At 63.6% G+C, this 13047-nt stretch carries 17 protein-coding genes; 4 read left to right on the forward strand and 13 right to left on the reverse strand.

The window, feature by feature from the left end; translation table 11 throughout:
- Nucleotides 1–3: 3 nt before the first annotated feature.
- The 9 genes from AC1D75_RS18670 to rsmD form a co-directional block, all read right to left on the reverse strand.
- Entirely contained in the window at nt 4–294 is a 291-nt protein-coding gene (locus tag AC1D75_RS18670; RefSeq protein WP_495516789.1) for an acylphosphatase, read from the reverse strand.
- Between the two features lie 31 nt (nt 295–325).
- A complete protein-coding gene (locus AC1D75_RS18675) occupies nt 326–772 on the reverse strand; it encodes an OsmC family protein (RefSeq protein ID WP_495516790.1) in 447 nt (148 codons plus the stop codon).
- Between the two features lie 113 nt (nt 773–885).
- Nucleotides 886–1530 (reverse strand): nitroreductase family protein, encoded by a 645-nt coding sequence (locus AC1D75_RS18680; RefSeq protein WP_495516791.1) that lies wholly within the window; start codon nt 1528–1530, stop codon nt 886–888.
- 42 nt (nt 1531–1572) lie between these two features.
- Nucleotides 1573–2454 carry a bifunctional DNA-formamidopyrimidine glycosylase/DNA-(apurinic or apyrimidinic site) lyase gene (gene mutM, locus AC1D75_RS18685; RefSeq protein ID WP_495516792.1) on the reverse strand — a complete coding sequence of 294 codons (882 nt, stop codon included), beginning with the start codon at nt 2452–2454 and terminating at the stop codon, nt 1573–1575.
- Nucleotides 2447–3181, reverse strand: coding sequence for a ribonuclease III (gene rnc, locus AC1D75_RS18690; protein ID WP_495516793.1), 735 nt, complete (start codon nt 3179–3181; stop codon nt 2447–2449). The genes mutM and rnc overlap by 8 nt, the downstream gene beginning before the upstream one ends.
- Nucleotides 3178–3669, reverse strand: coding sequence for a YceD family protein (locus AC1D75_RS18695; RefSeq protein WP_495516794.1), 492 nt, complete (start codon nt 3667–3669; stop codon nt 3178–3180). Before AC1D75_RS18695 ends, rnc begins: the two co-directional genes overlap by 4 nt.
- A 176-nt stretch (nt 3670–3845) precedes the next feature.
- Nucleotides 3846–4619 (reverse strand): DivIVA domain-containing protein, encoded by a 774-nt coding sequence (locus AC1D75_RS18700; RefSeq protein WP_495516795.1) that lies wholly within the window; start codon nt 4617–4619, stop codon nt 3846–3848.
- Between the two features lie 227 nt (nt 4620–4846).
- Nucleotides 4847–5329, reverse strand: coding sequence for a pantetheine-phosphate adenylyltransferase (gene coaD / locus AC1D75_RS18705; RefSeq protein ID WP_495516796.1), 483 nt, complete (start codon nt 5327–5329; stop codon nt 4847–4849).
- Between the two features lie 35 nt (nt 5330–5364).
- On the reverse strand, nt 5365–5913 hold the full coding sequence (gene rsmD, locus AC1D75_RS18710; RefSeq protein ID WP_495516797.1) for a 16S rRNA (guanine(966)-N(2))-methyltransferase RsmD: 549 nt from the start codon (nt 5911–5913) through the stop codon (nt 5365–5367).
- Between the two features lie 188 nt (nt 5914–6101).
- Here rsmD and ectA point away from each other — a divergent pair, with 188 nt between their 5' ends.
- From ectA to AC1D75_RS18730, 4 genes are all read left to right on the forward strand, one after another.
- Nucleotides 6102–6623 (forward strand): diaminobutyrate acetyltransferase, encoded by a 522-nt coding sequence (ectA, locus tag AC1D75_RS18715; protein ID WP_495516798.1) that lies wholly within the window; start codon nt 6102–6104, stop codon nt 6621–6623.
- A gap of 192 nt (nt 6624–6815) precedes the next feature.
- Nucleotides 6816–8093 (forward strand): diaminobutyrate--2-oxoglutarate transaminase, encoded by a 1278-nt coding sequence (ectB, locus tag AC1D75_RS18720; RefSeq protein ID WP_495516799.1) that lies wholly within the window; start codon nt 6816–6818, stop codon nt 8091–8093.
- A 52-nt stretch (nt 8094–8145) separates the two neighbouring features.
- A complete protein-coding gene (locus tag AC1D75_RS18725; RefSeq protein WP_495516800.1) occupies nt 8146–8544 on the forward strand; it encodes an ectoine synthase in 399 nt (132 codons plus the stop codon).
- A 227-nt stretch (nt 8545–8771) separates the two neighbouring features.
- Entirely contained in the window at nt 8772–9683 is a 912-nt protein-coding gene (locus tag AC1D75_RS18730; RefSeq protein WP_495516801.1) for a Sir2 family NAD-dependent protein deacetylase, read from the forward strand.
- On the opposite strand, the gene proB is transcribed toward AC1D75_RS18730, so the two are convergent.
- The 4 genes from proB to rplU all read right to left on the reverse strand — a co-directional run bounded on the left by proB (nt 9656) and on the right by rplU (nt 12934).
- Nucleotides 9656–10762, reverse strand: coding sequence for a glutamate 5-kinase (gene proB / locus AC1D75_RS18735; RefSeq protein ID WP_495516930.1), 1107 nt, complete (start codon nt 10760–10762; stop codon nt 9656–9658). The genes AC1D75_RS18730 and proB overlap by 28 nt on opposite strands.
- Entirely contained in the window at nt 10756–12222 is a 1467-nt protein-coding gene (gene obgE / locus AC1D75_RS18740) for a GTPase ObgE (RefSeq protein ID WP_495516802.1), read from the reverse strand. The genes proB and obgE overlap by 7 nt, the downstream gene beginning before the upstream one ends.
- A gap of 103 nt (nt 12223–12325) precedes the next feature.
- Complete coding sequence (gene rpmA / locus AC1D75_RS18745) at nt 12326–12589, reverse strand: 50S ribosomal protein L27 (protein ID WP_028463135.1); 264 nt, start codon at nt 12587–12589, stop codon at nt 12326–12328.
- A 33-nt stretch (nt 12590–12622) separates the two neighbouring features.
- Complete coding sequence (gene rplU, locus AC1D75_RS18750) at nt 12623–12934, reverse strand: 50S ribosomal protein L21 (protein ID WP_482138947.1); 312 nt, start codon at nt 12932–12934, stop codon at nt 12623–12625.
- Between the last annotated feature and the right edge of the window lie 113 nt (nt 12935–13047).

The raw sequence follows: 13047 nt of genomic DNA on the forward strand, positions 1-13047 counted from the left end.
CCGTCAGCGCTCGACAAATCCGGTGAGGTCTCCCCGTGGGGGTTCCCAGTCGGTGACGACCGTGTCGACCGTTCCTGGGCTCTTCCCGGCGTCGATCAGGTCCAGGAGCGCCTGGCATGCTGCGCGCCGGCCCTCGGCGGTGATCAGGACCCGGCCATCGTTCTGATTCGACGCCGACCCCACCAGTCCCAATTCGAGCGCACGCGACCGGGTCCACCACCGGAATCCGACACCCTGCACGTATCCGTGCACCCAGGCCCGCATCCGCACCACGTCGGATCCCGACTCCGTCATGACCTACCCCAACTCCTTGTCTCCGTCTCGCCTAATCGGTTTCGACAGTCAGACCGACCTTGGTGCCGGCCTTCAGTGTCCGGCCGACGGTGCAGACCGCATCGACGGCCCGCTCGACCACCACGAGCAACCGCTGAGCTGCTTCGGGATCGAGTTCGGACAGGTCGACCTCGAGTACCTCGTTGAGCTGCGGATAGACCTCGTTCTCGCGGTCGGCGGCACCACTGACCCGGATCGTGGCGTCGTAGTCGTCACCGAGACGGCGGGACAGCGGCTTGTCCGAACTCATCCCGGTACAGGCCGCCAAGGCGATCTTGAGCAGCTCACCGGGGGTGAACACACCCTCGACACCGTCCGAGCCGATCAGGACTTCTGCGCCGCGACTGCTCTGGCCGGTGTACCGACGGGTTCCGGTGCGCTGCACCCACAACTCGGTGGTCGAGGGCGCAGCAGTGTTGATTGGTTCGGTTGCGGTCATGTCGATATTTAACACCTGCGGTGGGGCCGCAATTCCACGGGCGGGTCGCCCAGAATGGCACGGGCGGGTCGCCCACGACTGAACGGGCGGGTCGCCCAGAATAATCCGCGGTTTCACCAACGATCGATGTGCAGAACGTTCTCGAGTGGCTCTCGCGGCGCCGGTTTGAAGGTCTCACCGGTGAAGTAGGCAGTCGGGATCAGCGCAGCCTGGTGATATCCGGCCGGGATCCCCAACAACTCGGCGATCTCGGCTTCACGCTGCAAATGCAGTGTGGTCCAAGCGGTTCCGAGACCGCGGGCCCGCGCCGCCAGCGCGAAACTCCACACGCCCGGCAACAGGGACCCCCACAGTCCGGCCTGGTTGCCCGCAGGCAAGGTCTTTCCGGCTTTGATGCAGGGAATGACGAGTACCGGCACCTCCCCCATGTGTTCGCCGAGCCAGGCGACACTTCCGCCGATCCGGTGCTGCACGGTGGCCCGCTCGGGGTCGTCGGCGAAGAGTTTGGCCGCCGAATGCTCGGAGTCCAGGTACTCGTCCACGAGCTCGCCGTAGATCCGGCCCAGCGTGGCCCGGATCTCAGGATCGGTGATGACCAGCCACTGCCAGCCCTGCCGGTTCGACCCCGACGGGGCCTGCAGCGCGATCTCGATACATTCCTTGATCAGCTCCAGCGGTACCGGCCGGGTCAGGTCGAGCCGCTTGCGGACGGTCCTGGTGGTGGTGAGCAATTCATCCGGTGTCAGGTCGAGGGTCATGCCCTGATCATGCCCGCTGCGCTCATCCCCAACCGGAACGGGCTAGCCCCGGGGTCGGATCTGGCAGCGAGGACAACTGAACGAACTGCGGTTCATGAATTGCTCGCGGCGCATGATCGCGCCACACCGGCGACAGGGCTCGCCTTCCCGCCCATACGCGTTGAGGGACCGTTCGAAGTAGCCGGATTGCCCATTGACGTTCACGTAGAGGGCATCAAACGATGTCCCACCCTGTTCGAGTGCTTGCGCCATCACCTCTGCGGCATTGTCCAATACCGACCGCAACACCTTTGCGGTGAGTTTGTCCGTGAGCCGCAGGCCGTGAACCCGACTGCGCCACAGGGCTTCATCGGCATAGATGTTGCCAACGCCCGACACGACGGTCTGATCGAGTATCGCTCTCTTGATCTCGGTGTGCTTACGTTTGAGTACCCGGACCACGGCATCCGGATCATATTCTGCAGCAAAGGGATCCGGCGCGATGTGCGCGATTGACGAAGGCCCGAGGGTGGGCTCGCCGATCGTCGGGGCGGCGATCAGATCGTCGACCATCCAGCCACCGAATGTGCGCTGATCGACGAATCGCAGTTCGGTTCCGTTGTCGAGCGTCGCCCTGATCCGCAAGTGGATCTCATCGACGGCACCGGCAGGCTGAACCAGCATCTGCCCACTCATCCCGAGGTGGACGACAACCGCCAACGGATCTGCGCTGCCGAGGGGATCGGCTTCCAGCCACAGATATTTGCCGCGTCGGCGTGCGCCGGTCACGGTTGCACCGGCGAGCATTCCGCTCAGATCGAGTGCGCCGCCGAGGTGTCTGCGAACCGCACGCGGATGCAGGACCTCCACCGAGGTGATCCGGCGGCCGACAACGTGATCGGCGAGGCCGCGGCGTACCACCTCGACCTCGGGCAGTTCAGGCATCTTCTCCTGTCCCGGAAATCGCTTTCCAGGCAGTCGATGCGGCCAGCTGTTCGGCTTCTTTCTTGGTCTTCCCGACCCCGGAACCGAATGGTTCACCGCCGACGAGAACCGTCGCGGTGAACTCCTTGCAGTGGTCCGGACCGGTGGACGTGATCTGGTACACCGGCACCCCGAGAGCCTTTTCGGCCGTGAGTTCCTGCAACGAGGTCTTCCAGTCGAGACCCGCCCCCAGTGCTGCCGACCGGTTCAGCGCCGACGAGAAGAGCGCCAACACGGTGGTGCGGGCGGTTTCCAAACCCAATTCGAGGTGGATGGCACCGATCAGCGCCTCCATGCCGTCTGCCAGGATGCTCGCCTTGTCGCGGCCGCCGGTCATCTCCTCACCCTTGCCGAGGCGAAGGTGGGCGCCCAGACCGCCCGGACCCAGACCGCGCGCGACGTCGGCGAGTGCATGCATGTTGACCACGCTGGCACGGATTTTTGCGAGTTCACCTTCGGCACGATCGGGATGGGTGCGGTAAAGGTGTTCTGTGACAACAACACCGAGCACCGAGTCCCCGAGGAACTCGAGGCGCTCGTTGGTCGGGAGACGACCGTGTTCGTACGCATAGGACCGATGCGTCAGAGCCAGTTCCAACATCTCGTCGGACAACGAAACGTTCACGGCCGCCAGCAGATCCCCATGATCAGCCGAAGCACTCACACCTGACCCGACGGTTTCTGTCACGGTTTCGACTCTGGATCCTCGGCAAACTTTGATGCCAGGCCGGCCCAGCGTGGGTCGATCTTGTCGTGGCGATGACCGGCTTCGGTCACCGCGAGCCGCACGCCACATTCGGGACACAGACCCTGGCAGTCCTCGCTACACACCGGGGTCCCGGGCAGGTCGAGCGCAACCGCGTCGATGATCGCCTGTTCCAGATCGATCTTGTCGTCGACGATGCGATGCATCTCGTCGGCGTCCGTCGTCGCGTCAGTGGCACTGTCGGGATAGACGTACAGCTCTGTCAGGTAAACGCCCACCGTGCCGGAGATGGGCTCCAGACAACGGACACACTGACCTTCGGTCTCGCCGCTCACGCAGCCGGTGACCAGAACACCCTCGGAGACGGCCTCCAGGCGGAGGTCGAGATCCACATCACTGCCTGCCGGGATGGCGATCATATCCAGACCGATGCGCGGCCCATCGGTGATGGCCCGGTGAACCTCCCGCATCGAACCGGCCCGTCTACCCAAACTGCGGATGTCCAGGGAGAACGGGCCATCTACGGGATGGGCTTGACGTATTGAACTGCCTTCGCGCTGTGACACAAGGAACCACGATACGCCTCGGAGCGCCGCATTCGACAATCCCGACACAACCGGGATTCACATCCGGTACATGCGCTGGTTCAGACGGCCATTCCGGTACCGAAATCGCCGCGGCGGACATGCTCGGCGTAGTCGTGCACGCCGGCACCGGTGCGTAGTTGCTGGCGCCCACGATTCACCGAGCGGATCGTGCCGGTCAGCAATTCCTCGAACTCGGCCAGCTTGTTGTCGACGTAGACATCACACTCGCCGCGAAGACGATCGGACTCGGCATGCGCCGCGTCGATGATCCGCTCGGATTCGGAGCGGGCCGCCTGCACGACCTCGGTCTCGGAGACCAGTCGCTGCTGTTCGGCGATGCCCTCGGCGACGGAACGTTCGTAGTTGGCGTTGCCGGACTCGATCATCCGCTCGGCCTCGGCATGCGCCCGTCCGGTCACCGATTCGTACTCACGGCTCGCGGCAGCGGCCAGACGCTCGGACTCAGCGGTGGCATCGGCCAGCATCTGGCCGGAATGCGACTGCGCCTCGGCAACCATGCGGTCGGCATGAGACTTCGCCTCGGCCAGAATCCGGTCCGCTTCCGCACGCGCATGCGCCAGCGACGAATCCGCTTCGGCGGTGGCCTCCCCGACCATGGTGTCGGCGTGCAGACGCGCATCACCCAGCAGTTTGTCGCGCTGATCGAGCACGTCCTGCGCGTCGTCGAGATCGCCGGGAATGGCGTCCTTCACATCGTCGAGCAGTTCCAACACGTCGCCCCGAGGAACAACGCAACCCGCCGTCATCGGAACACTGCGTGCTTCTTCGACGATCGCACCCAACTCGTCCAGCGCTTCGAATACCCGGTACACAGCTACCTCACTCCTCGCCGCAAACCCTGACGGTCGTGCCCGGTTGGCACGTGCTCATCGTGTTGCGATCGGTGGTTTTGTGTTATTTCTGTGACTAGTGTGCCCAATGTTGCGGCTGTGACGACGCAACCCGGGCCGGTGTGTCGGGTCCAGAGTAGGCCGAATGCCTGCGGAAACCTCCGACCGGTCGACAATCACCACGACGACGAACGACGGTCGCAGAGATCTCAGCGACTGGAGGACAACTTTGCGAGTAGCTGTTCGTGCACCACCGGTGGCAGGAACTCGCGCACCGACCCACCCAGTTTCGCCACTTCCTTCACCAGCGAGCTCGACACATGTGCGAGGCGCGGGTCCGTGAGCATGAACACGGTCTCGACGCCGGTGAGGTCACGATTCATCTGTGCCATCGGCAGTTCGTATTCGAAGTCCGCGGCACCGCGTAGCCCCTTCACGATGGTGTCGAACCCCTGCTCGCGAACATGATCGACGAGCAATCCCTGCCAACTCTCGATGCGGACGTTCGGCAGATGAGAGGTCACCTTCCGCAGCAACTCGAGTCGTTCATCAACACTGAACAGGCCCTGCTTGTTCGGGTTGATCGTCACAGTGATGACCAATTCGTCGAATCGGGCCGCAGCACGCTCGAAGACATACAGATGCCCCGAGGTGACGGGGTCGAACGATCCTGGACAGACGGCTCCGGACATGACAGCAAAGTTAGCAGCCCCCGGGGCACGTCCATTCAACCGAGTTCGGCCATGTCGATCCGGGTCTCCCCGTACTTGCGGACCTCGGTATCCCCGAAAGGCTCTGGCCAGTCCGTGTCCGCACTGCGCACCGACCGTTCGAGCACCACCAGACCGCCCGCGGCCAGCGGGCCCGCTGCCAACAGGGTGAGCATCTCGGCGACCTGCTCGTCGGGCAGGTCATAGGGAGGGTCGGCGAACACCAGGTCTGCCACCGGCGCACCGGCACGCAGGTAGTCGGCCACGCGCCTGCGGACGAGGCGGGCACCGGACAGGCCCGAGGACGCGATGTTCGCACCGATCACCTTGGCCGCCTTGGCGTCGGATTCGACAAGAACCGCCGACTCGGCTCCGCGGGAGAGCGCTTCGAGGCCCAGTGCGCCGGATCCGGCAAAGAGGTCGAGGACCACGAGCCCGGAAAAGTCGATCCGATTGGTCAGAATATTGAAAACCGACTCACGTACCTGGTCGGTCGTCGGGCGGGTGCCTGCGGCCGGAACCGTCAGGCGTCGGCCCCGGGCAGAGCCGGCGATTATGCGGGTCATGGCGTCCATTGTCCTGTCCAAACAGCAGAACCAGACAATCGGGGATGCAGCGCAAACAGTTTACGAAGACAAGATTTTGTGAGGCACCTCACAAACAGGGGGTGATCAGGCGTTTGTAGGGTGCTTTTCGTACCAATTTCGCTAGGTGGGTGACATCGATGTGACGCCTTGTTAACTTCAAATTCGATATGAGCCCAACTCAGATCAGCGCTACCCTAACTGCCGCGCCGGACGCGGTGGCCTTTCGTTCACCAAAGATTTCTGACGGAGTCCGGCTCTGGGAAATCGCCCGTGACTCAAAAGTTCTCGATTTGAACTCGAGTTACGCCTACGTTTTATGGTGTCAGGATTTCGCCCAGACATCAGTGGTCGCCGAAGTCGACGGTGAAATCGTCGGTTTCGTGACAGGCTATCTCCGCCCTGAACTGCCCGACGTCGTGATGGTGTGGCAAGTTGCCGTCGACGCCGACCAGAGGGGACTCGGATTGGCCGGAAAGATGTTGGCCCAGTTGATGGATCGACTCGAACCGCGCGGAATCACGACACTGCACACCACCATCAGTCCAGACAACACAGCCTCGCAGGCATTGTTCCAAGGTCTGGCCGATCGACGTGAGATGAGCATCCGACGCGAAGATCTGTTCTCGGCCAACGATTTTCCGGACAATCACGAGCAAGAGGACCTGTACATCGTCGCACCGCGACGCTGATCGGCCACCGCTCCATCCACCCCGCCCGACAAGGGCGAACCACGGCGTAGCAATCGCCGCACACCAAGGCGGAAGCCGGGATCGACCCGCCCGCCAGTTCAGCCAGCACTCCCAGCTCAGTTCGAAACCGACCTGTACTCCCTGACACGTTCAGGTGAGAAACGGGCACTTTTCGCACCCATCGGAGGAAATATGACTGCCTCAATGCAAGAGACCTTTTCGGCCAACATCTTCGAGACCCGTGAGTCCGAGGTCCGCAGCTACAGCCGCGCATGGCCCGCGGTCTTCACAAGCGCCAAGGGCGTTTGGGTCACCGACCGTGACGGCAATCAGTACCTCGATTTCTTCGGCGGCGCAGGAGCTTTGAACTACGGTCACAACAATCCGCTGCTGAAGGCCGCCCTCCTCGAATACATCGAGAACGACGGCATCACCCACGGGCTGGACATGTCGACCACGGCCAAAGGTGAGTTCCTGCAGGCATTTCAAGACAAGATCCTGCTCCCCCGTGGACTCGACTACAAGGTTCAGTTCCCCGGTCCCACCGGAACGAACGCCGTCGAGAGTGCACTGAAGCTCGCCCGCAAGGTCACCGGCCGAACTTCAATCATCAACTTCACCAATGCTTTTCATGGCATGACCCTCGGGGCCCTCTCCGTTACGGGCAACTCCATGAAGCGCGCCGGAGCCGGCATCCCGCTGGTACACGCCACTCCGATGCCCTTCGACAACTACTTCGATGGCGTGGTCGAGGACTTCAGCTGGTTCGAGCGCGTCCTGGACGACTCGGGCAGCGGACTCAACCGTCCGGCCGCGGTCATCGTCGAAACCGTGCAGGGTGAGGGTGGCGTCAATGTCGCCCGCCCGGAATGGCTCCGGGCCTTGTCCGACCTCTGTAAGCGTCGCGAGATCCTGCTGATCGTCGACGACGTCCAGATGGGTTGCGGCCGCACCGGAGCGTTCTTCTCGTTCGAGGAGGCCGGAATCGTGCCCGACATCGTCACGCTGTCGAAGTCGATCGGCGGCTACGGGCTGCCGATGGCCCTGACACTGTTCAAGCCCCACCTCGACGTGTGGGCGCCCGGTGAGCACAACGGCACCTTCCGCGGCAACAACCCCGCGTTTGTCACCGCCACGAAGGCCATCGAGCACTACTGGTCCGACGACACCTTCGAGAAGGAGACCCTCGCCAAGGGCGAACGGATCCGTGATGCGTTCATCTCGCTGTGCAGCACGCACAAGGGCATCAGCACCCGTGGCCGCGGCATGGTCCAGGGTCTGGTGTTCGACGATGCCGACAAGGCCGCCAAGGTGTGCGCTCTCGCCTACGACCGTGGCCTGCTCGTCGAAACCGCGGGCCCGTCCGATCAGGTTGTCAAACTGCTGCCGCCGCTGACGATCACCAACGCCGAGCTCGATCAGGGTCTGGCAATCCTCGCCCAGGCGACCGCAGACATCCTCTATTCCTGAGTTCTCTATTCCTGAGCTCTGACGAATAACCCTGCAACAGAAAGGTTTTCGAATGATCGTGCGCACGACGCAGGAGATCACCGACACCGACCGTGACATCACCGCCGACAACGGCAACTGGCGCTCCAAGCGCATCGTCCTCGGCGGCGACCTGGTCGGGTTCTCGTTCCACGAGACCACCATCAAAGCCGGAACGGTCAACGAGTTCCACTACGCCAACCATGTCGAGGCCGTCTGGCTGGTGGAGGGCGAGGGAACACTTCTCGACCGCGAGACCGGCGAGAAGTACCCGCTGGGTCCCGGCTCGATGTATCTGCTCAACGGCAACGAGCGCCATACCGTGACCGCCGACACGCAGATGCGCATGTTGTGCGTCTTCAACCCGCCCGTCGTTGGCAACGAGACCCACGACGAGAACGGCGTCTACCCGCTGGTCGCCGTCGGCGCCTGACGCGGTTCGGCCACGCGCAGACCCGCGGCCTCCGGGCCCTCGCCGGGTAGCGCTGTCTGGTGCATGTGCGATGCACCAGTTTGCCCGGAGGCTTCGGTGTCCGCGTCGGCCGACCGACGCAAGAAGAGCTCGGCACCCCAGTGCGTTGGGGTGCCGAGTTTGCGTTTTGGGGCCTCTGGTTCTGCACCGCGGAGGGAACCGCTCCACTCACCGGTACCCTGGACGTCGTGCGAACCCGCCCGGTGCAGTGGGCACCTGCAGAGCCCACCGATCCCGACCCTGACCTCCCTGCGCGGATGCAACAACTCTGCCATCAGCTCGCAGGCAAGCGCGCACTCGTGCTGACCGGCGCGGGCATGTCGACCGATTCCGGTATCCCCGACTACCGCAGTCCGGACGCTCCGGCTCGGACACCGATGACCATCGAGATGTTCCTGAGTTCGCCACAATTCCGCCGCCACTACTGGGCCCGCAATCACATCGGCTGGCGGCATATGGATGCCGCACTTCCCAACGCAGGCCATCGCGCACTCGCCGCCCTGGAGCGGGACGGCCGGATCAGCGGGATCATCACCCAGAACGTGGACATGCTGCACCTCAAGGCCGGGAACCGGGCGGTACTCGACCTCCACGGGAGTTACGGTCGGGTCCGTTGCCTGAGTTGCGCGCACGTGATGAGTCGCCATCGGCTCGCAGATCTGCTCGAACCGCACAACGCCGGGTTCGTCACCCGCATCCGTGGCCGGGGCGCCATCGAGGTGGCTCCGGATGCCGATGTCGTGGTCGCCGACACCGCCGACTTCATCATGGTCGACTGTCCGTCCTGTGGCGGGATCCTGAAACCCGACATCGTCTACTTCGGTGAAAGCGTGCCGAAAAGCATTGTCGAGCAAGGCTTTGCGATGGTCGATGATTCAGACGCGCTGCTGGTACTCGGATCGTCGCTGACGGTGATGAGTGGTCTGCGATTTGTCCGGCGGGCCTGGCGCAGCGGCACGCCCATCTACATCGTCAACCGCGGCCATACCCGCGGCGACGAGATTGCCACACTCAAGATCGACGGCTCCTGCTCGCAGGTACTCGAGGTGCTGAGCAACGACCGGGACAACCTCTACAGCGCCACCAGATCGTCGGCGTGAACCACCGGCCTGCGAAAGTCCGCCGGTAGGTCAGACGATGATTTCCCGATCATCTTGGCCACTTCCCCGGCATCGTAGGCAACGACGCCCCTGGCTCGGGTCTGTCCGTTCTGATCCGCGAGATCAACCACGTCACCGTTGTAGAAGCGCCCCTTGATGGCGACGATGCCCGCCGCGAGCAACGAATGCCGCGACCGGGCGACAGCGCGAATCGCCCCGTCGTCGAGGATCAGGCGACCGGTGGCCTCGGCGGCATGCCGAACCCAGAACTTGCGAGCCGAAAGGCGTTGGGGGCGTGGCGCGAATGCCGTGCCCACCGAGGCGTCGGTCAGTGCGGCCGAGGCATCGGCCGCCGCTGCCAACAAGACCGGAAGCCCGGCATCGGCGGCCAGTCGGGCCGCCGAGAGCTTTGACGCCATCCCACCGGTACCGAGTGCACCACCGCTACCGGCGATGACACCGTCGAGATCTTCGGGACCACCGACCTCGGGGATGAACATGGCGTCCCCCTTGCGTGGATCACCGTCGTAGAGGCCGTCGACATCTGACAGCAGGACCAGTGCATCAGCCCCGGCCAGGTGCGCCACCAGTGCAGCAAGCCGATCGTTGTCGCCGAACCGGATCTCGTTGGTTGCGACGGTGTCGTTCTCGTTGACGATCGCCACCGCACCCAGCGAGCGCAACCGATCAAGTGTCCGTTGCGCATTGGCGTGGTGAGCGCGCAGCGAAACGTCATGGGCGGTCAGCAACACCTGTCCGACAGTCCGCCCGTAACGGGCGAAGGAGGTGTTCCAGGCGTGCGCCAGCGCGAGCTGGCCAACGCTGGCCGCCGCCTGTTTGGTCGCGAGATCTTTCGGCCGAACCTTCAGACCCAGCGGCGCTATACCCGCACCGATGGCACCGGACGACACCACGATGACGTCCGATCCCGCGCGCATCCGCGCTTCGAGTGCGTCGGCGAGCGCATCGAGCCGACCGACGTCCAGGCCCGTGGTCAACTCGGTGAGCGCAGACGAACCGATCTTCACGACAATGCTGCGGGCACCGGTGATCTGTTGCCGGGTAACGCTGGTCACGATTCGTCCGGATCCTCGAGTTCCACTTCGAGGCCGCGGCGCAGGCGCCGGGCGATCTTACGATCGGCGGCTCCGATCCGGTCGGGGCGGTCGAGTCGGATATCCGACCCACGACCACTCATCGGGAAGTCCTCGGCCACGGCAACCTGCGGCTCCCATTCGAACGAGACGTCGCCGATGGTGACGATGCAGCCGGCCTCGGCACCCTGTTTGACCAGTTCCGCCTCCACACCGAGTCGACTGAGTCGGTCGGCGAGGTAGCCGACCGCCTCGTCGTTCCCGAACTGCGTCTGCTTGATCCAGCGCTCCGGCCGCGTACCGCGGACGATGAAACCGCCGGGCTCGTCCGGATCGGCGAACACCGAGAATCCGTTGTCGTCGGTGGCGATCGGGCGGATCACCGGTCGTCGGGCAACCGGCTTCGGGTGATCGATCCGGTACTGCCGCACCTGGTCGGCAAGTGCGTACGTGAGTTCTTTGAGGCCCTTGTGGGTCACGGCCGAGATCATGAAGACCGGCCAGCCACGCTGTTCCAGTTCAGGTTTGATCAACTCGGCGAGTTCAAGGGCGTCGGGCACATCGATCTTGTTGAGGATCACCACGCGCGGCCTGCTCGCGAGATCGCCGAGACCGGTGTCGGACTGCAGAACCGGCTGATAGGCGGCGAGTTCGGCTTCGAGCACATCGATGTCGGTGATCGGGTCACGACCGGGTTCGAGAGTTGCGCAGTCGACCACGTGCGCCAGTACCGCGCAACGCTCGATGTGGCGCAGGAAATCGAGTCCGAGTCCGCGACCTTCCGAGGCGCCGGGGATCAGCCCCGGGACGTCGGCGATCGTGAAGATGTCTGAACCGCTGTTGACCACACCAAGATTGGGTCGCAGCGTCGTGAACGGATAGTCGGCGATCTTCGGTTTTGCCGCCGAGAGCACCGAGACCAGCGACGATTTACCTGCCGACGGGAAGCCGACCAGTCCGACGTCGGCGACGGACTTGAGTTCGAGTACCAGCTCGCGGATCTCACCCTCTTCACCGAGGAGGGCGAAGCCGGGGGCCTTGCGCGCCTTGGAGGCGAGCGAGGCGTTTCCGAGACCGCCACGTCCACCGGAGGCCGCCGCAAAAGTGGTGCCCTCCCCCACGAGGTCGGCCAAGAGCTTGCCGTCGGGGTCGAGGACCATCGTGCCGTCCGGGACCGGCAGGATCAGCGGTTCGCCTTTTGCGCCATCGCGATTGGCACCGGCACCGGGCCGACCGTTGCCGGCCTTGGCATGCGGGTGGAAGTGGAAGTCGAGCAACGTGTGGACCTGCGAATCGACCACCAGGGTCACGTCTCCGCCGTTGCCACCGTTACCACCGTCAGGACCACCGAGGGGCTTGAACTTCTCGCGATGAACAGAGGAGCAGCCGTGGCCGCCGTTGCCCGCGGTCGCGTGAATCGTCACGCGGTCAACAAATCTAGACATTTTTCACCTTGCGAGAGTTAGGAAATTTCTAAGGGGCGGACCGGATCGAGTGACCCTGCCCGCCCCTTAGGAGCTATAGCTTTGTGAAGCTGGCTGCGCCGGATCAGGCCTGCACAGGCTCCGGAACGATATTGACGGTCTTGCGGCCGCGCTTGGCACCGAACTCGACCGCACCTGCAGAGAGAGCGAACAGAGTGTCGTCGCCGCCACGTCCGACGTTGATGCCGGGGTGGAAGTGCGTGCCGCGCTGACGAACGATGATCTCGCCGGCGCTGACCTGCTGGCCACCGAAGCGCTTCACACCGAGTCGCTGGGCATTCGAATCGCGCCCGTTGCGCGAACTGGATGCACCCTTCTTATGTGCCATGACTGTTCTCCTGAGAAGTGTGTGGGCTTGGGTTTACTTGATACCGGTGACCTTGAGAACCGTCAGCTTCTGACGGTGCCCCTGGCGCTTGTGGTAGCCGGTCTTGTTCTTGAACTTGTGGATCTTGATCTTCGGACCCTTGACATGCTCGACGACCTCGGTTGTCACCGAGATCTTCGCCAGCTTGTCAGCGTCAGTGGTCAGATCAGCGCCGTTGACGACAAGCGTCACGGGCAGCGAGACGGTTTCACCGAGCTTGCTGTCAATCTTCTCGACCTTCACCAGATCGCCTTCAGCGACCTTGTACTGCTTACCGCCGGTCTTGACGATCGCGTACGTTGCCATCGGAGAGCTACCTCTAACTGTCTGTCGTGGTTCATTCGGGCTCTTGCCCGTTGCCGATCCGGCCGGGCGCTGCATCGGGCACAGCGCTATCCGTCCGCCGAATGGCGACTTTG

This window comes from Williamsia sp. Y712 (assembly GCF_059445525.1).